Raw genomic sequence first — 26004 nt, 5'->3', positions numbered from 1 at the left:
CGTCAGCCTCCCTTGACCGAGCCCGCGAGCAGGCCACGGACGAAGTAGCGCTGCAGCGAGAAGAAGACGATCAGCGGCACGATGATGGTGACGAAGGCCGATGTGGTCAGGATTTCCCAATCGCCGCCGCGCGAACCGAGCAGCGCGTTGAGGCGACCGGTCAGCACCAGCTGGTCGTTGCCCGAACCGAGGAACACCATCGCCACCAGAAGGTCGTTCCACACCCAGAGGAACTGGAAGATGGCGAAGGAAGCCAACACCGGGAAGGATAGCGGCAGCACGATCTTCATGAATATTTCGAAGTCGCTGGCGCCGTCGATGCGCGCCGATTCCATCAGCTCACGCGGCAGGCCGGCCATGTAACTCCTGAGAAGATAGATCGCGAAAGGCAGACCAAACCCGGTGTGCGCCAGCCAGATGCCGAGATATGTTTTCGATGGCACGCCGAACAGATTGCCGACGCCGTTGTAGATTTCAAGCAGCGGGATCAGCGCCATCTGCAGCGGCACCACCAGGAGGCCGATGATCACCGCGATCAGCAGAGCGCGGCCCGGAAACCGCATCCAGGCCAGCGCGTAGGCCGCGAAGGCGGCAATCATGATCGGGATGACCGTCGCGGGAATGGTGACCGTCAGCGAGTTCAGAAACGAGCGGCCGATGCCCTCCGAGAAGAGCACTGTCTGGTAATTCTCGGTGGTAAAGCGCGGCGGCACGGTCGACGCGTAATAGACACGCTGGCCGCGTTCGCCTTCGAACGCCTTGGCCGACGTGTGGACATAGGTGCCGTCCGCGTTGACCTGCAGCGTCTCGCCATCGCCCAGGTCGGCGACGCTGCCGGCCTCATAGGCGGTGGGCTGCTGCGCGCGGGTGCCGAAGGCGCTGATTTGGCTGGCACCGGGCGTTTCGAAAATGTTGCCCTCGATGACAAACTTACCGTCCTTCTCCTGCTGCGCGGAGGCCGGCGCAAGGCGCCCGGCCTGCGTCTGCGAGGAGCTGAAGAACGAGTTCCACCATCCCGAGGCGATGATCTGGTCCTTGTCGCGCAAGGATGAAACCAGGATACCGAGCGTCGGGATCGTCCAGATCACCACGAAGAACAGCACCGCGAGGTGAACGCCCCAGCGTCCGAAGGAGGATTTGCCGGCCGAGCTACCGCTTGCCTGGGCCATCTCAGAGCCCTCCTTCCTTGTTCGCCTGGCGAATGTTCCAGATCATGATCGGCAGCACCGCCAGCATGATGACCACCGCGATCGCCGCGCCGCGGCCGAAATCGCCGCCGCCGCGGAACATCCAGTCGAACATCAGGTTCGCCAGAACCTGGCTGTTCCACTGTCCGTTGGTCATGGTCAGCACGATGTCGAACACCTTGAGCACCAGGATAGTGATGGTGGTCCACACCACCATGATGGTGCCCCAGATCTGCGGGATCATGATCTTCCAGAATATCTGGAAGGGATTGGCGCCGTCGATGACCGCGGCTTCCAGCGTCTCCTCCGGAATGCCGCGCAGGGCCGACGACAGGATGACCATGGCGAAGCCGGTCTGGATCCAGATCAGGATGACCATCAGGAAGAAATTGTTCCAGAACGGCATCGATATCCACACTTGCGGCGCGCCGCCGAACCCCTGAACGATCGCGTTCAGGATGCCGATCTGCACCTGGCCGTCGCCCTTGTACTCATAGACGAATTTCCAGATGACGCTGGCGCCGACGAAGGAGATGGCGAGCGGCAGGAAGATCAGGCTCTTGGCGATGGTGCCCCACCAGATCTTGTCGGTGAGCACCGCGATGATGAGGCCGAGGAAGGTGCAGGCGGCCGGGACGACCAGCAGCCACAGCAAGTTGTTGAAGATCGAGTTCTGGAACTCCCGATCGCCGAGCGCCCATTGGTAGTTGGCCACGCCGACGAAACCCTCACCCGCCTTGTTCTGGAATGAGGTGATCACGGTGTTGACGACCGGGTAGATCAGATAGATCGTGAGAATGAGCAGCGCCGGGCCAATGAACAGCCAGGGCCGGATCAGTCCCTGACGGCGCAGATTGTCGATCGCCGCCGCGCCGCTGACGCCGCGCGACGGAAATATGATGTCGACCAGCTTGTTGGCGCCGTAGAAATAGACGACGCAGCCGCCGACGCCGAGCACAATAGCCAGTACGGCTGAAAATATCTGGGCACCCATGGTGCGTCCCTCATTTCGGGTTGAGTTCAACCACGGCGCCGGGGAGCGCCGCCCGATCCGGGCGCGGGCGCCCGGATTGCCGACTTTGGAATGGCCTGAACGGGGGCGGCGCGGCCTGGCGACCCAGACCGCCCATCAGGCCTACTTGATGGCGTCCCAGCTCTTCTGGATGTCGGCCGCCACGTCGGCTGCCGGCTTGCCGCCGACGAGATCGATCATGCCGGTCCAGAAAGCGCCGGCGCCGATCTTGCCGGGCATCAGGTCGGAGCCGTCGAAGCGGAAGGTCGATGCGTTGACGAGGATGTCGCCCTGCTTCTTCAGCGCTTCGTTGGCATAGGCCTCCTGGTTGGCCGTCTTCAGCGGCGTCAGCAGGCCGGACTGGGCCATCCAGATCTCGTGGGCAAGCGGCATCTGGAGATATTTAATGAATTCCCGCGCGGCCTTGGAGTCCTTGGTGATGGTGAACAGCGTGCCCGCACCGAGGACGGGAGTGCCGAGTTCAGGCTTGGAGGCCATCGGCGGCAGGTAGAAGAAGTCGGCGTCCTCGCCCAGCTTCGTGCCCTCGGGGAAGAACGAGGAAATGAACGACGCCTGGCGGTGCAGGTAGCACTTCGGCGGGATGCCGAAGAGACCCTTGGGGCTGTCGCGGAAGTCGGTCGCGGCGACCGCCGCCTTGCCGCCGTCGACATATTTGTCGTTGGTGGCGATCTTGGCGAAGATATCGAGCGCGTTGACGACCGCCGGGTCGTTGAACGGAATCTCGTTCCTGGTCCACTTGTCGTAGGTCTCGGGCGTCGCCGTGCGCAGCATGATGTCCTCGACCCAGTCGGTCGCCGGCCAGCCGGTGGCGCCGCCGGAGCCGAGCCCGATGCACCACGGCACGCCGCCGTCCTCGACGATCTGGTCGGTCAGCGCCTGCAATTCTTCCCAGGTCTTCGGCACTTCATAGCCGGCTTCCTCGAAATTCTCCGGAACATACCAAACCAGAGACTTCAGGTCGGCCTTGTAGGGGAAGGCGAAGAACTTCGCGGTGCCGTCCTTGTCCTTGTAGGTGCCGAGATCGACCCACGACTGGCCGGCGCCGTAATTGTCCTTGACGAAGGCGGCGGTCTCGTCGCCGAGCGGCGTCAGCAGGCCCTTCGAGGCCAGATCCTGCAACAGGCCGGGCTGCGGCAGCACGGCGATGTTGGGCGGGCTGCCCGCCTGCGTGTCGATGACAATCTGCTGTTCGTAATTTTCGGAAGAGGAATAGTTGATGGTGACGCCGGTCGCCTCGATGAAATAGTCGAGCATGCTGCGGACCAGGGCCTCGTCCTCGCCGCGCCACGGTCCGAAGATCGACAGGGTCTCGCCCTTGAGGTCGACCTTCTTCAACTCCTCGAAATTGTCCCAGTGGAAGCGGGCGTCCTCGCCCGGCTTGAACTTCAGTTCCGCCGAAGCGGGCGTCGCAAGAGCAAGCGCGGCCAACGCCGCTCCAAGCATCAGTGTCTTTTTCATCGATCTTCCTCCCGGTAGGATCCTATGAGGCGGACGAGACCTCCATCCCGTCCTTGCCGTCTGCAGGACTTCTTCCTTGAAAGAAATCCAAAGCGCTTTGGCTTCCGCCATAATCGCCATTGAACGCGCGGAGAGTCAAGCAGGAAGTTGGATAAATCGATTTAAACGGCAAATTTCTGACGCAATGCAATATGTTATTCGGCAGCGCAGCATGGAATTTTTCTTTTCTCTTGCGGATCGGACGCGTATCGTCCCCCGGATTTTGGCCGTTCTTTGAAAGCGCTTTGGGACCGATATCCCCGTGAACCTCAAACAATTGTCCCACATGCTGTCGCTGTCGCAGACAACCGTGAGCCGCGCGCTGAACGGCTATCCGGAGGTGAGCGAGGAAACCCGCCGCCGCGTCATGGACGCCGCCAAGCGCCACGGCTACCGGCCGAACCCGAGCGCGCGCAGGCTGGCGACCGGCAAGGCCGGCATGATCGGCTATGTGATGCCGACCGGCGCCAGCGTCGACATGGATCCGCATTTCGTCGAATTCCTGTCCGGGCTTGGCGATTATGCGCGCTCCCATGACCTCGACCTGGTGCTGAGCCCGACGGCGGCCGACGAGGAGGAAACGACCTACCGGCGCATCGTCGCCAACAAGCAGGTCGATGCGGTCTATGTCTCGTCGCCGCGGCCGGCGGACAGGCGGGTGGCGCTGCTCGAACATCTGGGCATACCTTACATCGTTCACGGCAGAACCGAAGGGCTTGATTTCGAATATCCGTTCCTCGACATCGACAACGAGGCGGCGTTCCAGGAGGCGACCCGGCTGCTGATCCAGTTGGGACACACCAAGGTCGCGCTGATCAACGGCGACGACAGCCAGACCTTCGCCATCCACCGCGAGCGGGGCCTGAAAAAGGCATTGGCGGCGAGCGGGCTGAAGCTGCCGGCGCACCGGCTGATCTCCGTCGCGATGACCGAGGAGAACGGCTATCGGGCAACGCGACGGCTGCTTGAGCATGACGAGGCGCCGACGGCGATCGTCTGTTCGAGCCTCTTCATGACGCTTGGCGTGGTGCGCGCGATCCGCGATCTCGGGCTGAGCGTGCCCGCGGATGTGTCGCTGATCGCCCACGACGACGTTTTCCCGTGGCTGAAGCCCGAGAACTTTTCGGTGCCGCTATCGACCACCCGGTCGTCGATCCGGGCGGCGGGGGCGCGGGTGGCCGAGCGGCTGGCGGCGCGCATCTCCGGCCTCGAAACCGGCCCTCGCGGCGAGATATGGCCCGTCGACCTGGTGGTTCGTGGCTCGATCGCCGGCGCGCCGGCTTGACCTGACCTAACGATCCTCGAAGCCGGTCAGCACGCCGACGGCATTGATGCCGATCTCGTCGACCGCGTAGCCGCCTTCCATGACGAACAGCGTCGGCAGACCGAGTTTGGCGATGCGGCGGCCGATCTTCGGATAGTCCTCCGAGGTCAGCTTGAACTGGCTGATCGGATCCTTCTCGAATGTGTCGACGCCGAGCGAGACGACGACGACATCCGGAGCGAAGGCGGCGAGCTTGCCGCAGGCATCTTCAAGCGCTGCGCCCCAGTCTTCCCATGCGGTGCCGAACGGCATCGGATAGTTATGATTGAAGCCTTCGCCGGCACCCTCGCCCCTTTCGTCGGCATGGCCGAGGAAGAACGGATATTCGGTCATCGGGTCGCCGTGCAGGTTGATAACCTGGACATCGGCGCGGTCGTAGAAGATTTCCTGGGTGCCGTTGCCGTGGTGATAGTCGACGTCGAGTATGGTGACACGAGCCGCGCCCTGGTCGCGGAACCATTGCGCGGCGACGGCGGCGTTGTTGATGTAGCAGTAGCCGCCCATGAAGGCCGACCCGGCATGATGGCCGGGCGGCCGGCAAAGCGCGAAGGCGGCGCGCTCGCCGGCCTTGACCAGTGCGGCCGCTGTCAGCGCGACATCGCAGGACGACTTGATGGCGTCCCATGTGCCTTTGACGAAACTCGCGCCGCCGTCGAAGGAATAGAAACCGAGCTGCGCGTCGATCGTCTGCGGCAGCACATCGGTACGCAGGCCGCGCGTCGGCCAAGTGTACGGAATGGCCGAGCCTTTTCTTCCGGCGGCTTCCCATTTCGGCCAGGCAGTGGGCAGGAAGTCGATGTAGTCGGCACGATGGACGCGCTTCGCCGCCTGCAGATCGTGGACGTCGGGCGGCAGGATCGGCCCGAGCTTTTCCGATTCGACGCGCGCCTTGATGATTTCGGCGCGCGAGGGCTTCTCGAAACCAGGCAATATCTCGCCGGCCATGAGTTCCATCTGGCCGGAATGGCCGGCGTGAAGCGGCGAGAATACTGTCTTCATGATGTCCCCTGATTGCTGCTTGCGGCAAACTAACCGGAGGCAGTGGCTCATCTCAAGCCGGCAAGGCTGGGCCAGGCCGTCAGACAACCTTGCCGAAGACCCCGCGCCCATCGATCCAGACGCCGCGGACTTCGAGGCCGCTGGAGAGGTGCACGAAGTTCGCGGCGGACCCTTTTCCCAGCCGCCCGTGGCGGCTGCCGACACCCATTGCCTGGGCCGGATAGAGCGAAGCCATGCGCAGTGCTTCATCGAGGGGGATACCGATCGTCCGATGCATGAAGCGGACGGCCGAGATCATGTCGAGATCGGCGCCGGCCAGCGTACCGTCTTCCAGCCGCAGGCTGCCGTTTTCGCGTTTGATCAGGCGGCCGTTCAGCGTGAAGGACTGCATGTCGGTGCCGATCGTCGCCATAGCGTCGGTGACCAGGAAAATCCTCGCCGGGCCGGACTTGCCGCGCAGGGCGATACGGATCGTCGCCGGGTCGACATGAATGCCATCGGCGATCAGTCCGGCATAAAGCGTGCCGGTGTCGATGGCTGCGCCGACAAGGCCGGGCTCGCGGTTGCCGATCTGGCTCATCGCGTTGAACAGATGCGTGACCATGGAGGCGCCTGCCCTGGCGGCGCCGGCGGCGGACGTGTAGGTCGTGTCGGAATGGCCGAGGCTGACGACGATGCCTGCCGCCACCAGCCGCGCGATACGTTCCGGCGTCACCGATTCCGGCGCCACGGTGGTCAGAAGGTGCGGCACCTTTTCATGCGCGGCGATCAGCGCGGCTTCGTCGGCATCGCTCATCGGGCGGATCAGCGCAGGATCGTGGGCGCCCTTGCGGGCGATCGACAGATGCGGCCCTTCGAGATGCAGGCCGAGAAAGCCGGGCACATGCTCACGCGCCGCCTGCGCCCCGGCCTCGACGGTGGCAGCGGTGATCTCGCGCGTATCGGTGATCAGCGTCGGCAGAAGCGCGGTGGTGCCAAATGGTGCGTGGGCGGCGCAGATCGTGCGGATGGTCTCGACGTCCTGGCGGTCGTTCAGCATGACGCCGCCGCCGCCATTGACCTGCAGGTCGACAAAGCCCGGCACGAGCATGCCGCCGTCGAGTTCAACCGCTTGCGCGCCGGCAGGCAGGGAGGCAATGGCTTCGACCGTGTCGCCTCGCGCGATGAGCGCGGCGTCTTCATGCCAGGTCTCGCCGTCGAAGATGCGCGCCCCGGAAAAGGCGGTCAGATCGCTCATACGGTCTCCGTCACCTTCTTGAGATTCCGGGGCTCGTCCGGGTTGAGGCCCCGGTGGCGGGCGAAGGCCTCGACGAAAGCGTAGAACGACACGATCAGCGCCAGCGGATCGGTGAGCGGGTGGCCGGTGGCGGCAAAAGGCAGCCGCGTCGCCTTCGCGGCCTTGTCGCTGGTGATAAAAACCGCCGCCTGTTTTTCGCCGAGCGCCTCGGCGGTCTCGGCCATCGACGGTTCAGAACGGTCGCGGGCGGCGAGCGCCAGCACCGGGAATCCAGGCGTCACCAGCGCCAGCGGTCCGTGCATCACTTCGGCGGCGCTGTAGGCTTCGGCATGCATGCCGCAGGTTTCCTTGAACTTGAGTGCGGCCTCGTTGGCGATGGCAAAGGACGGGCCACGGCCGAGGATGAACAGCGAGCTTGCGTCCTCCAGCGCGCCGGCGAGCTGCATCCAGTCGCAGCCGATCGCCTTGCGGAAATGCTGCGGCAGTTCGCCAAGTGCCGCGAGCAGCGCCTGATCGTCGGTGCAGTGCGCCAGCAGCGCCAGGCCTGCGACAGCGGAATTGACGAAGGTCTTGGTCGCCGCGACGCTTTTTTCGACACCGGCGGCGATGTCGATCGCGTGGTCCGAGGCGCGCGCCAGCGGCGAGTCCGCCGTGTTGGTGAGCGCAATCGTCAGCGCGCCGCCGCGCTTCGCCTCCTCCGCCATGGCGACGATGTCGGGGCTCTTTCCCGACTGCGATATGGACAGACAGGCGGAGCCGGCAAGCCTGAGTTGCGCGCCATAGATCGAGGCGACCGACGGGCCGACCGAGGCGACCGGGATGCCGGCAGTGAGTTCCACCGCATACTTCATGAAGGAAGCGACATGATCCGACGAACCACGCGCCACCGTCACCAGGAAGGCAGGGTTGCGGGCGCGGATGTCGCGTCCAGCCTCGGCAAGCGATTTCTGGGAAACATCGAGCAGCCGCGCCGTCGCGTCCGGAATCTCGTTGATTTCCCGCATCATATGGGTGGCGTTCGCCGTCACTGGCTGTCTCCGGTTGTTTCGCTGCCGCCCAACCGCAGTTCTGCGACAAAATCATAGGCGTCGCCCCGGTAGATGGAGCGGGTGAATTCGATGACGCGGCCGGTGGCGAGATAGGAAATGCGCTCGATGCGCAGGCTTGCCGAGCCGGCCGGTACGTCGAGCAGCCGCGCATCGGCTTCGCCGAGGTTGGCCGCGGAGATGCGCTGCACGGCGCGAACCGGACGGTTGCCGGTCTTCTCCAGCTCGAGATAGAGCGACGAGGTGACGGCCTCGGGGTCGGGGAGTGCTGCCGTCGGCAGCGACGCCCGCTCGATCGCCAGCGGCGTACCGTCGGCGATACGCAACCGCGATACCCGCGCCACCAGTTCCTTTGCCGACAAACCGAGCACCATCATCTCGTCGGGCGACGGCGGATAGATGCCGCGGTCGAGCCACTCGGATCGCGCCGCCATGCCGCGGCGCGCCATGTCCTCGGTGAAGGAGGTCAGCCGCGACAGCGACTGCTCGACGCGATCGACGCGCGGCGCCACGAAGGTGCCGGAGCCGTGACGCTGGATCAGCACGCCACCCTTGACCAAGTCCTGCACCGCCTTGCGCACGGTTACCCGCGAGATGTCGGCCTTGATGGCAATATCGCGTTCCGAGGGCAGCGCGTCGCCGGGGCCGATAATGCCGCGCTGCACCGCGTCCTCGATGGTCTTCTTCAGCCGCAGATAGAGCGGCGCGCCCCGCTGGCCGTTATCCTTGACCGTCGCGAAGATCCGGTCGGCGAGCTCGACCATGTCAGCCGCTCCCCTTGCCGAAATACCGCGCCGCCATCGCCACGGCGCCACCGAGGGCATCGTCGAGCGGCTGCTTCAGCAAGGCGCGATGGCGCGCTGAAAGCAGCGGCGCGTAGAGCGGCGCCAGACCGCCGAGCAGGCACAGCGGATCGCCGTCGCGTAGGTCGAGCACATTGAGCGAGGCCTCGACATCGGCCACCGCCTTGTCGACGATCCAGATGGCGACGATGTCGCCCTTGGCGGCGTGTTCGAAGACTTTCGGGGCGAAGCCGCCGAAATCGCCCGGCTTGGCGCTGGTGGTGAATTCCACCACGCCTTCGGGATTGTCGCGGAACACCGACAGCATCTCGTCGGTCAGCGGCGAGGGCGCCCGGATGCCGTCATGGGCAAGCAAGGTCTGCTCGAGCAGGTCGCGGCCGATGCGCGCGCCGCTGCCCTGGTCGCCGACCTGGAAACCCCAGCCGCCGATCGCGCGCGCCTTGCCGTCCCTGCGCGCCATGTAGGCGGTGCCGGTGCCGAGGATCGCCATGGCGCCATCACCGGAACCGACCGCGCCTTCAAGCGCGATCTCGGCATCGGTTTCGACGCGGCTCGCGGCAAACGGCAGGATCGCCTCAAGCTGCTGCCGGTAGGTGCCGACATTGGCGCCGGCGAGGCCGAGCACGGCAGCGGCTTGCGGGATGAGGTCGGGATCCCTGCCGGCATTTATAAAGGCCAGCCGCGCCGCCTCGACGATATTGCTGCGCGCGCCGGTGAGGTCGGTGCGGATGTTGGCAGCACCGCTCTTGGCGCGACCGAGCACGGCGCCGTCCGCCGTTGCCAGCGCGGCCCTGCAACTGGTGCCGCCGCCGTCGATGCCGAGCACGAATTCCAAGCGATTTCTCCTCTTGTTCGGATAATACCAATAAAATACCAATAGCCAAGTGTTAATTTGGCGGTCGCAGCTTTCAAAGCCTATCCCTCTGTATAATATGGAATATTGCTGTCTGCGGAGTGCATGGTTTCAAAAAAGTGTTAACGTTGCTGGACAAGTGGTATTTTTTTGGTATTGTCCATTCGACGGGAGGAATGGAATGGCCGTAAAGCGGACCGAACAGCAGCACCCAAAGGCCGACGGACTGGATTTGCAGCCGCCCGAAGCCGTGCTCCGCTTTCTCGCCGAAGCCCAGATCGAGGCCGCGGGAGCCGTGCTCGGCGCCGTGGATTCCATTGCGGAAGCGGCTGAAATCGCCGCCGCAACCTTGCGGAGCGGCGGCAGGCTCGCCTACGCCGCGGCCGGCAGTTCCGGCCTGATGGCGCTCGCCGATGCGCTCGAACTGCCCGGCACCTTCGGTATCCCGCGCGACCGCATCGTGGTTCTGCTGGCCGGTGGCGTCGAGGCGCTGAACAACCTCGCCGGGGCACCAGAAGACGATGGAGAGCAGGCGAAGCGCGACGTCGCCGATGCGGGCCTCTCGGAAGGCGATTGCCTGATCGCGCTGTCGGCCAGCGGCTCGACGCCCTATGCCGTCGCCGCGCTGGAGCAGGCGCAAGCCCGCAAGCTCAAGACCATCGCCATCGCCAACAATCCCGATACGCCGATCATCAAGCTTGCCGACGCCGGCATCGTGCTGGCGACGCCGCCGGAACTGATCGCCGGCTCGACCCGCATGGGCGCCGGTACGGCTCAGAAGATCGCCCTCAACATGCTGTCGACGCTGATGGCGATCCAACTCGGTCACGTGCATGACGGCTACATGGTCAACCTTCACGCCGACAATCTGAAGCTCAAGGACCGCGCCGCGCGCATCGTCGTGGCGGTCAGCGGCTGCGACCAGCAAGCCGCCGCCGAATGGCTCGACAAGGCAGGGGGCTCCGTGAAGACGGCGGTGCTTCTCGCCGCCGGCGCCGGCGACCGCAAAGCCGCCAAGGGACTACTCGAACGCGCCGGCCAGAAACTCAGGCCGGCGCTTTCCGAGCTAGAGGGGAGCTCGCGCTCTCAACACGGAACCTGAACAGGGTCAAACAGGGAGAACGGACATGACAAGAAAGACACTGACAGCGCTTCTCCTGGGATCAAGCATACTCGGCTCGGCCGGAACCGCTTTCGCCCAGGACGTGACGCTCAACATAGAAAGCTGGCGCAACGACGATCTCGCCATCTGGCAGGAGAAGCTGATCCCCGCCTTCGAAGCGGCAAACCCCGGCATCAAGGTGGTGTTCGCACCGTCGGCGCCGACCGAATACAATGCCGCGCTCAACGCCAAGCTCGACGCGGGCTCGGCCGGCGACCTCATCACCTGCCGTCCGTTCGACGCCTCGCTCGAACTCTACAACAAGGGCCATCTCGCCGACCTGACCGGCGTGCCCGGCATGGAGAACTTCTCCGACGTGGCGAAGTCGGCCTGGCAGACCGACGACGGCAAGGCAACCTTCTGCGTGCCGATGGCCTCGGTCATCCACGGCTTCATCTACAACCAGGAAGCCTTCGAGAAGCTCGGCATCACGCCGCCGGCCACCGAAGCTGAGTTCTTTGCCGCGCTCGACAAGATCAAGGCCGACGGCACCTACATCCCGATGGCGATGGGCACCAAGGACCTCTGGGAAGCCGCGACAATGGGCTACCAGAACATCGGCCCGACCTACTGGAAGGGCGAGGAAGGCCGCCTGGCGTTGATCAAGGGCGAGCAGAAGCTGACCGATCCGCAGTGGGTCGAGCCCTTCGCGACGCTCGCCAAGTGGAAGGATTATCTCGGCGACGGCTTCGAGGCGCAGTCCTATCCGGACAGCCAGAACCTGTTCACGCTCGGCCGCGCCGCGATCTTCCCGGCCGGTTCGTGGGAGATCTCGGTGTTCAACACGCAGGCGCAGTTCAAGATGGGCGCCTTCCCGCCGCCGGTGAAGAACGCCGGCGACACCTGCTACATCTCCGATCACAACGACATCGCGATCGGCCTCAACGCCAAGAGCAAGAACCTCGAGGCCGGCAAGAAGTTCCTCTCCTGGGTGGCTTCGCCGGAGTTCGCTTCGATCTACGCCAACGCGCTGCCGGGCTTCTTTAGCCTGTCGTCGACGCCGGTGAAGATGGAAGATCCGCTGGCGCAGGAATTCGTTTCCTGGCGCGAGAAGTGCAAGCCGACGATCCGCTCGACCTACCAGATCCTGTCGCGCGGCACCCCGAACCTCGAGAACGAGACCTGGGTTGAATCGGCGAACGTGATCAACGGCACTGATACGCCGGAAGTTGCCGGCGAGAAGCTGCAGAAGGGCCTCGACAGCTGGTTCAAGCCGGCTAAGTAAGCTCAATCTCCACCTTCTCCCCTTGTGGGAGAAGGTGGCCGACCCTGAGCTTGCCGAAGGGGAGGGGTGCTCCCAGCGGGCACTCCGTCCATCACCCCTCATCCGTCTCAACGCTTCGCGTCGATCCACCTTCTCCCACAAGGGGAGAAGGTGCTTGCAACGTTTACGCCTTCGTCCATCATCTGAAGCGCCGCGCAAACTTGACCGGGCGAGAGACCGAACCCATGGCCGAAACATCAACACCAAGCAGACCATTCCGCTGGCACATCGTCGTGTTCCTGGCGCCGGCGGTCCTCGTCTATACGCTGGTGATGATCCTGCCGTTGTTCGGCACCTTGCAGCTGTCGCTGTTCCGGACCGTGGAGAACGCCCAGTCCTTTGTCGGCCTCGACAACTTCCGCACGCTGTTCGGCGATCCGCGCTGGGCTGCCACCTTCTGGAACGCGCTCTGGAACAACACCTGGTTCTTCATCATCCACATGCTGGTACAGAACCCGATCGGCGTCGTGCTCGCCGCGCTACTGTCCAGCCCGAGGCTGCGGTTTTCCGCCTTCTACCGGACGGCGATCTTCATCCCGACCATCCTGTCCTTCGTCATCGTCGGGTTCGCCTGGAAGCTGATCCTGTCGCCGCTGTGGGGCGTGGCGCCCAATCTGATGGATCTGGTCGGGCTGAAAAGTCTGTTCACGCCTTGGCTCGGCAAGGAGGAATATGCGCTCACCACGCTCGGACTGATCTCGGTGTGGCAGTTCGTCGGCATCCCGATGATGCTGATCTATGCGGCGCTGCTGTCGATCCCCGACGAGGTGATCGAGGCAGCCGAGATGGACGGCATCACCGGCATGTCGCAGTTCTGGAAGATCAAGCTGCCGCTGATCCTGCCGTCGATCGGCATCATCTCGATCCTCACCTTCGTCGGCAACTTCAACGCCTTCGACCTGATCTACTCGGCGCAGGGGGCGCTGGCCGGGCCGAACTACGCGACCGATATTCTCGGCACCTTCCTCTACCGCACCTTCTTCGGCTTCCAGTTGCAGGTCGGCGACCGCAACATGGGCGCGGCCATCGCCTCGATGATGTTCTTCATCATCCTCGCCGGCGTGTGCCTCTACCTGTTCACCATCCAGACGCGCCTGCGTCGGTACCAGTATTGAGGAGCGCAACATGAGCCAGGCCCGCTCCTCCCTGCCGCGCACCATCGGCGCCCATGCGATCCTGATCGCCTATACGGTGATCGCGCTGTTCCCTGTGCTGGTGATCGTCATCAACGCGTTCAAGTCGCGCAACGCGATCTTCCGCCAGCCGCTGATGCCGCCGACACCGGAGACTTTCGACCTGGTCGGCTTCCGCACCGTGCTGACGCAAGGCGATTTCCTGCTCTATTTCCAGAACAGCCTCATCGTGACGGTGGTGTCGCTGTTCCTGGTGCTTTTGTTCGGCGCCATGGCGGCGTTTGCCCTGTCGGAATACCGCTTCAAGGGCAATTCGCTGATGGGCCTCTACCTGGCGCTAGGCATCATGATCCCGATCCGGCTCGGCACCGTCGCCATTCTCCAGTTGATGGTGGCGAGCGGACTGGTCAACACGCTGACGGCGCTGGTGCTCGTCTATACCGCACAGGGCCTGCCGCTGGCGGTGTTCATCCTGTCGGAGTTCATGAAGCAGGTGTCCGACGACCTGAAGAACGCCGGCCGCATCGACGGGCTTTCCGAATACACGATCTTCTTCAGGCTGGTGCTGCCGTTGGTGCGTCCGGCCATGGCGACGGTGGCGGTCTTCACCATGATCCCGATCTGGAACGATTTGTGGTTCCCGCTCATCCTGGCGCCGTCCGAAGCGACCAAGACCGTGACACTCGGCGCGCAGATCTTCATCGGCCAGTACGTAACCAACTGGAACGCGGTGCTGGCAGCCTTGTCGCTGGCGATCGTGCCGGTGCTCATCCTCTATCTCATCTTCTCGCGGCAGCTGATCCGCGGCATCACGGCGGGAGCAGTGAAGTGAGTTCGACTATGGAAAAGCCCCTGCGTGTCGTCGTTGCCGGGCTCGGCAACATGGGCAAGAGCCATGCGCTCGCCTACCACGGCAATCCGGGCTTCGAGATCGCGGCGCTGGTCAACAGATCGGGAGCCGCACCATCGGATTTGACCGGCTACGAGATGCGCCGGTCGTTCGAGGAAGCGCTGCGGGAATTCAAGCCGGACGTCGCCTCGATCAACACCTATTCCGACAGCCATGCCGACTATGCCGTGAAGGCGCTGGAGGCGGGCTGCCATGTGTTCGTCGAAAAGCCGCTGGCCACCTCCGTGGCGGACGCCGAGCGCGTCGTCGCGGCGGCGCGTGCAAACGGCCGCAAGCTGGTGATCGGCTATATCCTGCGCCACCACCCTTCATGGATGCGGCTGATCGTCGAGGCGCGGGCGCTCGGCGGGCCATTCGTCTTCCGCATGAACCTCAACCAGCAGTCCTCCGGCCATACCTGGGACACCCACAAGCAGCTTATGCAGACCACATCGCCGATCGTCGACTGCGGCGTGCACTATCTCGATGTGATGTGCCAGATCACCGACGCAAAGCCTGTCGAGGTGCGCGGCATGGGGCTGCGGCTCTCGGAAGAGATCGATCCGAAAATGTATAATTACGGCCATCTGCAGGTGCTGTTCGACGACGGCTCGGTCGGCTGGTACGAGGCGGGCTGGGGACCGATGATGTCGGAGACCGCGTTCTTCGTGAAAGACGTGATCTCGCCGAACGGCTGCGTCTCGATCGTGATGAGCGACAGCGCCAAATCGGACGACATCGACACCCACACCAAGACCAATGTCATTCGCGTGCACAGGGCTGAGACCCGCGCGGACGGCAAGTTCGCCAGTCCCGACCAGAACCTGTCGATGCAGGACGAGCCCGACCACCAGGGTCTCTGCGACCGCGAACAGGCCTTCCTGCTCAAGGCGATCCGCGAGGATCTCGATCTCGGCCGCCACATGGATGATGCGGTGAAGTCGCTCGCCGTGTGCCTGGCCGCTGACGAAAGCGTACGGACCGGGAAGGCGGTGAGGTTGTGATGACTACAACACAGCAGATGGCCGGCAGGCCAGAGGGCGGCGCTGTCTCGCAAGCTTCTCCGCACATATTTGGATGGAAACACTGATGGGCTCGCTGAAACTCCAGAACGTCAAAAAGAGCTTCGGCAAGGTCGACGTGCTGAAAGGCATCGACCTCGAAGTGACCGACGGCGAGTTCGTCGTCTTCGTCGGCCCATCTGGATGCGGCAAGTCCACGCTGCTGCGCATCATAGCCGGGCTGGAAGACCTCACCGGCGGCGATGTCAGGATCGACGGGGAGAAAGTCGACCACGTGCCGCCGGCCCAGCGCGGCATCGCCATGGTGTTCCAGACCTATGCGCTCTACCCACACCTGACCGTGAAAAACAATATGGGCCTCGGCCTGAAGCAGGCGGGAACGCCGGCGGCGGAGATCGAAAAGCGCATTGCGGCTTCCTCGGCGATGCTGTCGCTCGAGCCTTATCTGGAGCGCCGCCCCGCCGAGCTTTCCGGCGGCCAGCGCCAGCGCGTCGCCATCGGCCGCGCGCTGGTGCGCGAGCCCAAGCTGTTCCTGTTCGACGAACCGCTGTCCAATCTCGACGCCGCACTCCGCGTCAACACGAGGCTCGAGATCGCGCAGCTGCACCGCCGGCTGAAGGCGACGATGATCTATGTGACACACGACCAGGTCGAGGCGATGACGCTGGCCGACAAGATCGTTGTCTTGAACAACGGCCAGATCGAGCAGGTCGGCGGCCCGATGGAACTCTACAATTCGCCGGCCAACGAATTCGTCGCCAGCTTCATCGGCTCACCCAGGATGAACTTCATCGACGGTGCGCGGCTTGGCGAGACGGCCAAGACGGTTGGTGTCCGGCCGGAGCACCTGACGGTCGACAAGAAGAAAGGCACCTGGAAGGGTACGGTGATCCATGCCGAGCATCTCGGCGCCGACACCAATCTTTACATCGATACCGAGAAGGCCGGCCTGCTGACGGTACGCATCTTCGGCGTCTACAACGCCGAGCCGGGCGCGACGGTCTATGCGACACCGGAGCCCGGCAAGACCTACCGGTTTGGCAGCGACGGCAAGGTCATGGCATAACTGCCATACGAGGCCGCCCGGCTTCGGTGTCAGGCGGCATGCATGGACGACACGAGCATCAATGAAATCGCCGACTGGCTCGTTGCGCGCGGCCTTGCCGGCGACGACGAGGTTTCGCTGCTGCACGGCTTCTGCGAGCGTTGCGTCGCGGCCGGCATGGGCCTGACGCGCGGCGTTGCCATCATCGATACGCTGCACCCGGTGTACGAAGGCCGCGCCTTCTTCTGGGCCGGCGACAAGCAGCTTGAAACCGCCGTTTCCGAATACGGGCCGAGCGAAGAGGGCGAAAACGTCGAAGGGTGGCACCGCAGCCCCTTCTACCACCTGCTGCAATCCGGAAAGAGCGAAATGCGCCGCCGGCTCGAAGCGGGTGAAACGAAGGATTTCGAAGTTCTCGGCGAATTGCAGTCGGAAGGTCAGACCGACTATCTGGCGATGATCCAGCGCTTCGACCGCGAAGCGGCGATCGGCGAGATGGACTGCTTCCTTTCGCGCTGGCTGACGGCGCGGCCAGGCGGTTTCAGCGATGCCGAGGTCGTCGCCTTGCGTCGGCTGGTGCCGGCGCTTGGCCTGGCGATCAAATCGGCCTCACTGGCGCGCGTCGCGGAATCGCTGGTCGAGGCCTATCTTGGCCGCGATGCGGGCCGTCGCGTGCTGCAGGGCAAGATGTCGCGCGGAACCGTCGAGAAGATCAACGCGGTTTTGTGGTCTTCCGACATCCAGGGCTATACGCCGCTTTCGGAAACCATCGCCTCCGACCAGTTGATCCCGTTGCTCGACGATTACGCGGAGGCGGTCATCTCGGCGGTGCATGGCGCCGGCGGCGACGTGCTGAAACTGATCGGCGACGGCATCCTGGCGATCTTCACCGCCGACGATTCGGTTGCAGCCTGCCAGGCGGCGCTGCGGGCCGAAGCCGATCTGCGATCGAGGCTCTCCGCGCTCAACCAGCGCCGCGCCGCCGAAAACCGGCCGGTCGCTTCGATCTATCTCGGCCTGCACATCGGCGATGTCTTCTACGGCAATATCGGCAGCAAGGACCGACTCGACTTCACCGTCGTCGGCCAAGCGGTCAACGAGGTGAGCCGCATCGCCGCGATGTGCCGTTCGGCCGATCGCGACGTGCTGTTCTCTTCGGATTTTCGCGCCACGCTGCCTGAAGCAGAGCAGCCGGTTCTGGTTTCAGTCGGCCGCTATGCCTTGCGGGGCGTCGCGCGTGTCCAGGAACTGTTCACGCGCGACCGCGAGATAGGTTAAGCGTCCGCCTTCATCTGCTGGCGCTGGTTGCCCAACCCCTCGATGCCGAGTTCGACCACGTCGCCAGCCTTCAGGAACTTCGGCGGCTTCATGCCGAGGCCGACGCCGGGAGGCGTGCCGGTCGAGATGATGTCGCCGGGTTGCAGCGACATGAACTGCGACAGGTAGGAGACGAGGAAGGCGGCGCCATAGACCATGGTTCTGGTCGAGCCGTCCTGCCTCTTCTTGCCGTTGACCGTCAGCCACATCTTCAGGTTCTGCGGATCCTTCACCTCGTCCCTGGTTACCAACCAGGGGCCGATCGGGCCGAATGTGTCACAGCTCTTGCCCTTGGTCCACTGGCCCTGGCGCTCAGCCTGGAAGGCGCGTTCCGAGACATCATTGATGGTGCAGTAGCCGGCGACGTAATCCAGCGCCTCGGCCTCGGTCACGTATTTGGCCTTCTTGCCGATCACGATGCCGAGTTCGACCTCCCAATCGGTCTTCTTCGACCCGCGCGGGATCAGCACGTCGTCGTTCGGGCCGACGATCGCCGAGGTGGCCTTCATGAAGATGATCGGCTCGGACGGCACGGTGGCGCCCGTCTCGGCGGCATGGTCGGAATAGTTGAGACCGATGCAGATAAATTTGCCGACGCCGGCGACACAGGGTCCGATGCGCGGGTTGCCACGAACTGCCGGCAACGAGGCAGGATCGATCTTGGCGAGTTTCTTCAGCGATGCCGGCGCCAGCGCCGCACCCGCGATATCGCCCACATGGCCGGAGAGATCACGGATCTTGCCGTCGCCATCAATTACGCCGGGCTTTTCCGCACCCGCCTTACCATAACGCACCAGTTTCACTTGCTTCTCCCTTGCAGCCGCTTGTCTTCAAGCACGACCTTTCGTACAGGCCATGCAAGTGGAGTAAAGAGCCAGACAGCAATTTTCTTGGAAAACTAGTCGCCGTAAGGGACCCAGACGTTCTTGACCTCGACTGCCTTGCGGAGCAGCGCTTCCGGCGCCCATGGCCCTGCGTTCCAGTCGACCGCCCGACCGTTGCCGGTGAAGACGCGTTTCAGGTTGCCGATCGATTCCGCCTCCGCCTGCTTGCAGGTTTCCGCGTCAGCGATCACCCAGAGCCCGTCGACATCGTCATGCTTGGCCAGCACGGCGCAAAGCTCGGCAGCGCGCCCGGTGACGATGTTGATGGCGCCGGCCGGGACGTCGGAATATTCGATGACCTGGTAGAGATCGGTGGCCAGCAGCGCGTGACGCGCCGACGGCACGGCGACGACCGTATTGCCCATGGCAAGCGCCGGCGCGACCAGTGAGACGAGCGAAAACAACGGCGCATCGTCCGGCGCGACGATGCCGACGACACCGACCGGCTCGTGCAGCGCCAGCGTGACGGCGCGCGCAGGCGGCTGGTGGACGCGGCCCTCGAACTTGTCGGCCATCCCGGCGTGTTCGAACAGGCGCTCGACGGACGCATCGACTTCGGCGCGTGCGGCCTTGGCTGAGGCGCCGGTGAGCTGCGTCAGCCGCGCCGCGAACTCGTCGGCGCGGGCGGACAGGTTTTCGGCGAAGAAATAGAGCACCTGGCTGCGGTTATAGGCGGTCGCCTCGCCCCAGCCTTTCGATGCGGCTCGCGCCGCCGACACCGCATCGCGGATATCCTTGCGGCTGCCCAGCCCGACTTCGCCGGCAAGCCGGCCTTTCCTGTCGGCCACCGCAAAGGAATAGTTGCCGTCCGGGCGCACCTGCTTGCCGCCGATGAAGAGTTTCGGCGTTCGGTCGATCAGCGGCGCATCGCCTTCGCCAATACGGATTTCCGCCTGCGTTGACGGCTTGAGCATCGCACCGGCCGGTGTCTTCAGCGTGAGGTACTCCAGCATGCCCTCGCGGCCACCCTCGCGGCCGAAGCCGCTTTCGCGATAGCCGCCGAAGCCGCAAGCGGCGTCGAACATGTTGGTGCCGTTGATCCAGACGACGCCGGCCTTGAGCTGCGGCGCGACATGCAAAGCGAGATTGATGTTTTCGCTCCACACCGATGCGGCGAGGCCGTATCGCGTGTTGTTGGCGAGTTCGACCGCTTCCTCGGTGTTGCGGAAGGTCATCGCCGCCAGCACCGGGCCGAAGACCTCTTCCTGGGCAAGGATATTAGCCGGCGAAACACTTGTCGCGAGCGTCGGAGGGTAGAAGTAGCCAGATGACGGCAGCGCGGTGTCGGGCTGCCAGCACACCGCACCTTGCCTGGTGCCTTCTTCGACGAGGCCACCAACGCGGTCGCGCTGCACGGCGGCGACCAGCGGGCCGATGTCGGTGTTCTTGTCGAGCGGGCTGCCGAGGCGCAATTGCCCCATGCGCGTCTTGATCTTCGCGAACAATGGGTCCGCGATGCCTTCCTGCGCCAGAAGCCGCGAGCCTGCGCAGCAGACCTGGCCCTGGTTGAACCAGATGCCGTCGACGAGGCCTTCGACCGCGCTGTCAAGATCGGCGTCCTCGAACACCACGAAGGCCGATTTGCCGCCAAGCTCCAGCGAGATTTTCTTGCCGCTGCCGGCTGTTGCTTTCCGGATGATCTTTCCGACTTCCGACGAGCCGGTGAAGGCGATCTTGTCGACATCGGCGTGGTTGACGATCGCCGCGCCCGCGTCAGGTCCGCCCGGCACGATGTTGACGACGCCTTTCGGCACTCCCGCCTTCTCGCAGATCTCGGCGAACAGGATCGCCGTCAGCGGCGTGAACTCGGCCGGCTTCAGCACCACGGTGCAGCCGGCGGCGAGCGCCGGCGCGATCTTCCAGGCAAGCATCAGCAGCGGAAAATTCCACGGGATGATCTGGCCGACGACGCCTGCCGCCTTATGGCCCGGGAATTCCTTGTCCAGCGCCTGCGCCCAGCCGGCGTGATGGATAAAATGGCGGATCGCCAGCGGCACGTCGATGTCGCGGCTCTCGCGGATCGGCTTGCCATTGTCGAGCGATTCCAGCACCGCGAACAGGCGCTGGTGGCGCTGCATGGCGCGACCGATCGCATAAAGCACGCGGGCGCGCGCATAGCCGGAACTCGCCTGCCATTTCGGCAGCGCCTTGCGCGCGGCCGCGACCGCGGCGTCGATGTCGGCGTCGCCGGCATCCGAGATTTTTGCCAGTTGCTTGCCGGTTGCGGGATCCTCGGTGGCGAAGGTCTTGCCGCCGGCAGCGGCGCGCCAGGCGCCGCCAATGAACAGCGCCCTGGAGAAATCGCGGCCGGCAAGCCAGGCATCCGCCTCGTTGCGCGCTTCGGGCGCCGCGCCGTAATCCATCGCTTCGTACCGCTGCAGGATGTTCAAGCGGAATCTCCTCAAGCCATCGCGTGACGATGATTGGCCGAATAGCGACCGGTCAGATGATGTTCGAGCTGGCGCTCGATGTCGGTCAAAAGGCTCGACGCGCCGAAGCGGAAAAGTTCCGGTTCCAGCCACGGCCGGCCGAGTTCTTCCTTCATCAGCACCAGCCAGTCGAGCGCCGACTTGGCGGTCGAGATGCCGCCGGCAGGCTTGAAGCCGATGAGATAGCCCGTGCGGTCGTGATAGGCGCGGATGGAACGCACCATGGCGAGGCCGACGGGCAGCGTAGCGTTGACGCTCTCCTTGCCGGTCGAGGTCTTGACGAAATCGGCGCCCGCCATCATCGCCACCATCGAGGCGAGCATGACGTTGCGCAGCGTCGAAAGATCGCCGGTGCCGAGGATGACCTTCAGGTGCGCCTCGCCGCAGGCGGCGCGGAAGGCAACGATCTCGTCATAGAGCTCCTGCCATTTCGCGGCGTAGACGAGGCCGCGCGGGATGACGACGTCGATCTCGTCGGCGCCGTCCGCCACCGACGCCTTGATTTCCTCGATGCGGGTCTTCAGCGGCGACAGTCCGTGCGGGAAAGCCGTCGAGACAGCGGCGACATGGATGCCGGTACCCTTCAACGCGTCGACCGCGGTTGCGACGAACGGGTGATAGACGCAGACGGCGGCCGGGCGGATGTCCGCCCCGGCAATACCCAGGCCCTCGACGATATCCCGCCGGAATGGGTTGATCGCCTTGGCGCACAGCCGGCGGACGCGCTCGTCGGTGTCGTTCGAATTAAGGGTTGTCAGATCCATCACCGACACAGCGCGCAGCAGCCAGGCAGCCTGGTTGTCGGCCTTGATCGAGCGCCGCTTGGTCATCGACCCGACACGCCGTTCCAGGGCAGAGCGATTGACATGGCGCATCGCCTCCAGCCAGCCCAGATCGAGTTCCATGCCGGGATTGCGGGCGATGCCGGACGTTCTGGCGGGGGTTGCCGCATTGCGTGCCGGCAGCGCGGTCACGGAAGCGGTTTCGGCCGGCACGTCGGCAATGGCTTGCTTGCTGCTCATACGCCTTCCTCCTGCAACCGCCGATGCCTTGTCTTGCATTCATCGCGGGTTTGCCCGGACCCTCCCAGGCCACGGGCAGATATCAGGATACCGCGCGAAGCGTGGTCGCACGAGTCCTGTTTGGGCAGGTGATAAACGAAAATCGGTTCTGATGCAGTGAAATTTTGACCGGACGGTCAAGTTGCCCGTCAGGCAGTTTCCACTGGTTCTCTGCACGAAAGGGTTGTGCTACAAGCATATCCTCGATCAGGAGGACGCCGATGGATGTTCAAAGCCTTACCGTCCGGAATGGCCGGCTGACGCAATACGGCATTCCGATCGGGATGATCGTGGTCCTTGCTGTACTGCTCTTTTTCATCGGCGATCCGCTCAATCTCATCCTTGTGAAACTGACTGCGGTACCGCTGTTCTTCCTTGCAGGCCGCGGGCTCGACCTGATCTTCTCATCTGAAGCGTCCCGAACGCCATGGACGGCGGTGTTCCTTGAGCGCCAGATACTCGACGCCTTTATTTTCATCTGCTTTATGACGATCTTTCTCTGGCAGCCAGATGTTTCGGCGCTGCGCCTTGCAACGATTTTCATCGTCGGCGTGGTTTGCATGAGTGTGATGAAGATTCTCGTGGAGAGCATTACCCGCAGACGCAGTGACAAGCCTACGCGGTAGCAGCAGTACTCAGTCCCAAAGTATGATTTTCGTCAGTCGAGCCGGCCTCAGCCGACAAACGCCCGTTCGACGACGAAATCGGCGGGCTTGTTGTTGGAGCCTTCGTCGAAGCCGGCGGCCTCGACCAGCGCCTTGACGTCGTGCAGCATGTGCATGGAGCCGCAGATCATCACGCGGTCGGTTTCGCGGTTGAGCGGCGCGATGCCGAGATCCGAATAAAGCTTGCCGTTTTCCATCAGCCGGGTGATGCGGCCCATGCGCTGCGAGATTTCGCGGGTGGTCGACGAGTAGAGCGTAAGCCGGCCGTTGGCCATTTCGCCAATCAGCGGGTCGTTGGCCGACTGGTCGAACAGTTCCTCGCCATAGGCGAGCTCGGCATGGTCGCGGCAGGTGTGGGTGAGGATGACGTCCTCGAACTTCTCATAGGTTTCGGGATCGCGCACCAGGCTGGCGAAGGGCGCGATGCCGGTGCCGGTCGAGATCATGAACAGGCGCTTGGCCGGGGTCAGCGCGTCGAGCACCAGCGTGCCCGTCGACTTCTGGCGCAAAAGCAGCGTGTCGCCCGGAACGATCTTCTGCAATTCGGAGGTCAGCGGGCCATCCGGCACCTTGATCGAAAAGAATTCGATCTCGTCATCCCAGCTCGGGCTGGCGATCGAATAGGCGCGGAACACCGGCTTCTCGGCATTGGGCAGGCCGATCATGACGAACTCGCCGGAGCGGAAGCGGAAGGCCTGCGGACGGGTGACGCGGAAGGAGAACAGCCGGTCGGTATAATGCTTCACCGACACCACTGTCTCGGCATAGACATTCGCCGGAATCGGAAACTGTACGCGCTGGGCGTCGACGGTCTTGAGAGCTGTCACTTGCTGCATGGGACGAAAATCTTTCCGGCTTCAGGCGCAAGCCAAGCGTGGTTTCGCGCGCGAGAGCAAAGTCCCAGCGCGCCGGCAAACCGATCCTGGCAGGGGAGTCTTGTCAGTCGGAATTATTAGTATACAAATGATTATTGCGTCAAGATGGGGGCGGGAAACGCCTTTCCAAACTGTGACATATCCTTAGGCCGGGCGTTTCGGATTTTGGGCATGGTTGAGAAAGTTCGCGCAGCAGGCGATGCCGTCGTGGCGGGGATCGATGTCGGCGGAACCTTCACCGACCTGATCCTGATCGACGGCGGCGATGGCGGCAAGGTCCACATCGCCAAGACGCCGACGACCCCCGAAAACCAGGCATTCGGCGTCGTCTCCGCACTGGCCGACGCCGGCTTTCCGGTCGACGGCATCGACCTCATCGTGCACGGCACCACGACGACCACCAACGCGGTGCTGGAACGCCGGCTGGCCAAAACCGGCATGATCACCACGCGCGGCTTCCGCGACATCATCGAGCTTGGCCGGCGGACCCGGCCGCAGCCCTACGGCATGACCGGCGTCTTCGTGCCGGTGATCCCGCGCGACCTGCGGCTGGAGGTTGCGGAGCGGGTCGAGGCCGGCGGCATCGTGCGCACGCCGCTCGACGAGGACGAATTCCGCGCCGCCGTGGAGCAGCTGAAGCAAGCCGGCTGCGAATCGCTGGTCATCCATTTCCTGCACTCCTATGCCAATCCCGTGCACGAAAAACGGGCGGCCGAGATCGCTGCCGACCTCTGGCCGAACGATCACATCACCGCCGGCCACATGCTTTTGTCGGAGGCGCGCGAATTCGAGCGCGGCGTCACCGCCAGCGTCAACGCCGCGGTGCAGCCGATCCTCAAGCGCTATATCGAGCGGCTGCGCAACGAGTTAGAAGCCAGGGGCTACGCGCGCGACTTCCTGATCATGAACGGCAATGGCGGCATGATCTCGGCGCGCTTCGTCACCCGGGAGTCGGCGAAGACAGTGATGTCGGGGCCGGCATCCGGCGTGATTGCCGCCGCCTACACCGGCAAGCGCGCCGGTTACCGGAATCTCGTCACCTACGATATGGGCGGCACCTCCACCGACGTAGCGCTGATCCGCAACGCGCAACCGGCGGTGTCCAACGAGATCGAGATCGAATATGCGATGCCGATCCATGTGCCGATGGTCGACGTGCACACCGTCGGCGCCGGCGGCGGGTCAATCGCGCGTATCGACGCTGCAGGCCTGATCCAGATCGGGCCGGACAGCGCCGGCGCCAATCCGGGGCCGATCTGTTACGGGCGCGGCGGGCAGGAGCCGACCATCACCGACGCCAATCTGGTGCTTGGACGCCTGGACCCCAAAAAGCTGCTGGCGGTCGACAACCCTGTCACCGTCGAGGCGGTGCGCGCCATTTTCGTAGACAGGATCGGCCGCCCCGCCAAATTGGATGGCGTACAGGCGGCTGGCGCGGTCCTGCGGCTTGCCAATCTGAAGATGGCCGGCGCCATACGGATGGTTTCGGTAGCGAAAGGACATGATCCGCGCGATTTTGCGCTGTTCGCCTTTGGCGGCGCCGGGCCGCTGCACGCGACAGCACTGGCGCGCGAACTCGGCCTGCCCAAAGTACTGGTGCCGGCCCGGCCAGGCATCACCAATGCGCTTGGCTGCGTCGTCGCCGACCTGCGCCACGACTTCGTCAACACGATCAACCAGCCTGTCCTGGCGCTCGACACAGAATTGGTGCGGGCGGTACTCGAAGCCCATCGCGCCGAAGGCAGCGCGCTGATTGCCAAGGAGGCGGTCGAGCCGGAGACGATCCGTTTCGTCCATTCCGCCGACATGCAGTTCGTCGGGCAGACACATCTCCTCAACGTCCCACTGCCGTCGACCGAAATCGAGCGCGCAACACTGCAGGCGCTTTTCGAGAAGGCCTATTTCGCCCGCTTCAAGGTGGAACTGCCGGAGATCCGCGCCAGCCTGGTCAATCTCAACACGTCTGTCATTGGCGTTCGGCCGGAGGTCGACTTGTCGCGGCTGATCGATCCGGCGCGCCGCGCAACGAAACTCGAGGATGCGCGGCGCGAGACGCGGCCGGTCTGGTACGATGGCTCATGGCACGACACGCCGGTCTACGATCGCGAGAAGATCCCGCTCGACGCTATGATCGACGGCCCGGCGATCCTGGAGCAGATGGATGCAACGACTGTGATCGAGCCAGGCGACCGGGCAACGAGCGATGCGGATGGGAATATTGTCATTGAGGTGAGGAGATGAGAATTGCGCCGGAATCGCATACGCCCCCTCCACCATGC

General features: G+C 64.0%; 23 protein-coding genes. 11 read left to right on the top strand and 12 right to left on the bottom strand.

The features are described from left to right. Positions 1-2: 2 nt before the first annotated feature. From OHD58_RS06075 to OHD58_RS06065, 3 genes are all read right to left on the bottom strand, one after another. Complete coding sequence (locus OHD58_RS06075) at positions 3-1169, bottom strand: carbohydrate ABC transporter permease (protein ID WP_263802167.1); 1167 nt, start codon at positions 1167-1169, stop codon at positions 3-5. Position 1170: 1 nt separating this feature from the next. Then, entirely contained in the window at positions 1171-2181 is a 1011-nt protein-coding gene (locus tag OHD58_RS06070) for a carbohydrate ABC transporter permease (protein ID WP_263802166.1), read from the bottom strand. A 141-nt stretch (positions 2182-2322) separates the two neighbouring features. Continuing rightward, positions 2323-3678: an ABC transporter substrate-binding protein gene (locus tag OHD58_RS06065; protein WP_263802165.1), complete on the bottom strand. Its 1356-nt coding sequence runs from the start codon at positions 3676-3678 to the stop codon at positions 2323-2325. 76 nt (positions 3679-3754) lie between these two features. Here OHD58_RS06065 and OHD58_RS06060 point away from each other — a divergent pair, with 76 nt between their 5' ends. Both OHD58_RS06060 and OHD58_RS06055 read left to right on the top strand, forming a co-directional pair. Continuing rightward, positions 3755-3955, top strand: a complete 201-nt coding sequence (locus OHD58_RS06060) for a hypothetical protein (RefSeq protein ID WP_263802164.1) — start codon at positions 3755-3757, stop codon at positions 3953-3955. Positions 3956-3979: 24 nt separating this feature from the next. Further along, positions 3980-5002: a LacI family DNA-binding transcriptional regulator gene (locus tag OHD58_RS06055; protein WP_263802163.1), complete on the top strand. Its 1023-nt coding sequence runs from the start codon at positions 3980-3982 to the stop codon at positions 5000-5002. Positions 5003-5008: 6 nt separating this feature from the next. Here OHD58_RS06055 and OHD58_RS06050 read toward each other — a convergent pair whose 3' ends face one another. The 5 genes from OHD58_RS06050 to OHD58_RS06030 all read right to left on the bottom strand — a co-directional run bounded on the left by OHD58_RS06050 (position 5009) and on the right by OHD58_RS06030 (position 9961). Continuing rightward, entirely contained in the window at positions 5009-6040 is a 1032-nt protein-coding gene (locus OHD58_RS06050; RefSeq protein WP_263802162.1) for a histone deacetylase family protein, read from the bottom strand. Between the two features lie 79 nt (positions 6041-6119). Beyond that, the gene (gene nagA / locus OHD58_RS06045; RefSeq protein WP_263802160.1) at positions 6120-7277 is read right to left on the bottom strand and encodes an N-acetylglucosamine-6-phosphate deacetylase; all 1158 of its coding nucleotides are present in this window, start codon (positions 7275-7277) and stop codon (positions 6120-6122) included. Then, positions 7274-8305 carry an SIS domain-containing protein gene (locus tag OHD58_RS06040; protein WP_263802159.1) on the bottom strand — a complete coding sequence of 344 codons (1032 nt, stop codon included), beginning with the start codon at positions 8303-8305 and terminating at the stop codon, positions 7274-7276. Before OHD58_RS06040 ends, nagA begins: the two co-directional genes overlap by 4 nt. Further along, positions 8302-9087 (bottom strand): GntR family transcriptional regulator, encoded by a 786-nt coding sequence (locus tag OHD58_RS06035; RefSeq protein ID WP_263802158.1) that lies wholly within the window; start codon positions 9085-9087, stop codon positions 8302-8304. Before OHD58_RS06035 ends, OHD58_RS06040 begins: the two co-directional genes overlap by 4 nt. Before the next feature lies 1 nt (position 9088). Then, positions 9089-9961: an N-acetylglucosamine kinase gene (locus OHD58_RS06030; RefSeq protein WP_263802157.1), complete on the bottom strand. Its 873-nt coding sequence runs from the start codon at positions 9959-9961 to the stop codon at positions 9089-9091. 199 nt (positions 9962-10160) lie between these two features. Here OHD58_RS06030 and OHD58_RS06025 point away from each other — a divergent pair, with 199 nt between their 5' ends. From OHD58_RS06025 to OHD58_RS05995, 7 genes are all read left to right on the top strand, one after another. Beyond that, positions 10161-11081, top strand: coding sequence for an N-acetylmuramic acid 6-phosphate etherase (locus OHD58_RS06025; RefSeq protein WP_263802156.1), 921 nt, complete (start codon positions 10161-10163; stop codon positions 11079-11081). A gap of 25 nt (positions 11082-11106) precedes the next feature. Next, positions 11107-12366, top strand: coding sequence for an ABC transporter substrate-binding protein (locus tag OHD58_RS06020; RefSeq protein WP_263802155.1), 1260 nt, complete (start codon positions 11107-11109; stop codon positions 12364-12366). A 224-nt stretch (positions 12367-12590) separates the two neighbouring features. Continuing rightward, positions 12591-13520: a carbohydrate ABC transporter permease gene (locus OHD58_RS06015; RefSeq protein ID WP_263802154.1), complete on the top strand. Its 930-nt coding sequence runs from the start codon at positions 12591-12593 to the stop codon at positions 13518-13520. A 10-nt stretch (positions 13521-13530) separates the two neighbouring features. Further along, entirely contained in the window at positions 13531-14370 is an 840-nt protein-coding gene (locus OHD58_RS06010; RefSeq protein ID WP_263802153.1) for a carbohydrate ABC transporter permease, read from the top strand. 8 nt (positions 14371-14378) lie between these two features. Next, entirely contained in the window at positions 14379-15431 is a 1053-nt protein-coding gene (locus OHD58_RS06005; protein ID WP_263802718.1) for a Gfo/Idh/MocA family protein, read from the top strand. A gap of 85 nt (positions 15432-15516) precedes the next feature. Further along, positions 15517-16515 (top strand): ABC transporter ATP-binding protein, encoded by a 999-nt coding sequence (locus OHD58_RS06000; protein WP_263802152.1) that lies wholly within the window; start codon positions 15517-15519, stop codon positions 16513-16515. A 42-nt stretch (positions 16516-16557) separates the two neighbouring features. Next, on the top strand, positions 16558-17772 hold the full coding sequence (locus OHD58_RS05995; protein WP_263802151.1) for an adenylate/guanylate cyclase domain-containing protein: 1215 nt from the start codon (positions 16558-16560) through the stop codon (positions 17770-17772). On the opposite strand, the gene OHD58_RS05990 is transcribed toward OHD58_RS05995, so the two are convergent. The 3 genes from OHD58_RS05990 to deoC form a co-directional block, all read right to left on the bottom strand. Then, entirely contained in the window at positions 17769-18614 is an 846-nt protein-coding gene (locus OHD58_RS05990; RefSeq protein ID WP_263802150.1) for a fumarylacetoacetate hydrolase family protein, read from the bottom strand. The two genes, OHD58_RS05995 and OHD58_RS05990, sit on opposite strands and share 4 nt — an antisense overlap. Positions 18615-18709: 95 nt before the next feature. Further along, positions 18710-21085, bottom strand: a complete 2376-nt coding sequence (locus tag OHD58_RS05985; protein WP_263802148.1) for an aldehyde dehydrogenase family protein — start codon at positions 21083-21085, stop codon at positions 18710-18712. Positions 21086-21096: 11 nt separating this feature from the next. After that, entirely contained in the window at positions 21097-22146 is a 1050-nt protein-coding gene (gene deoC, locus OHD58_RS05980; protein WP_263802147.1) for a deoxyribose-phosphate aldolase, read from the bottom strand. 260 nt (positions 22147-22406) lie between these two features. On the opposite strand from deoC, the gene OHD58_RS05975 reads away from it, so the two are divergent. Next, positions 22407-22811: a hypothetical protein gene (locus OHD58_RS05975; RefSeq protein ID WP_263802146.1), complete on the top strand. Its 405-nt coding sequence runs from the start codon at positions 22407-22409 to the stop codon at positions 22809-22811. Positions 22812-22858: 47 nt separating this feature from the next. Here the strand turns inward: OHD58_RS05975 and OHD58_RS05970 are convergent, their stop codons facing one another. After that, complete coding sequence (locus OHD58_RS05970; RefSeq protein WP_263802145.1) at positions 22859-23686, bottom strand: ferredoxin--NADP reductase; 828 nt, start codon at positions 23684-23686, stop codon at positions 22859-22861. Positions 23687-23896: 210 nt separating this feature from the next. On the opposite strand from OHD58_RS05970, the gene OHD58_RS05965 reads away from it, so the two are divergent. Next, on the top strand, positions 23897-25966 hold the full coding sequence (locus OHD58_RS05965; protein WP_263802144.1) for a hydantoinase/oxoprolinase family protein: 2070 nt from the start codon (positions 23897-23899) through the stop codon (positions 25964-25966). Positions 25967-26004: the final 38 nt, after the last annotated feature.

Source organism: Mesorhizobium sp. ZC-5 (assembly GCF_025753855.1).
Taxonomy (GTDB): Bacteria; Pseudomonadota; Alphaproteobacteria; order Rhizobiales; family Rhizobiaceae; genus Neomesorhizobium.
The sequence above is the reverse complement of the archived record's forward strand: the minus strand, read 5'-3'. Positions and strand labels throughout refer to the sequence as shown.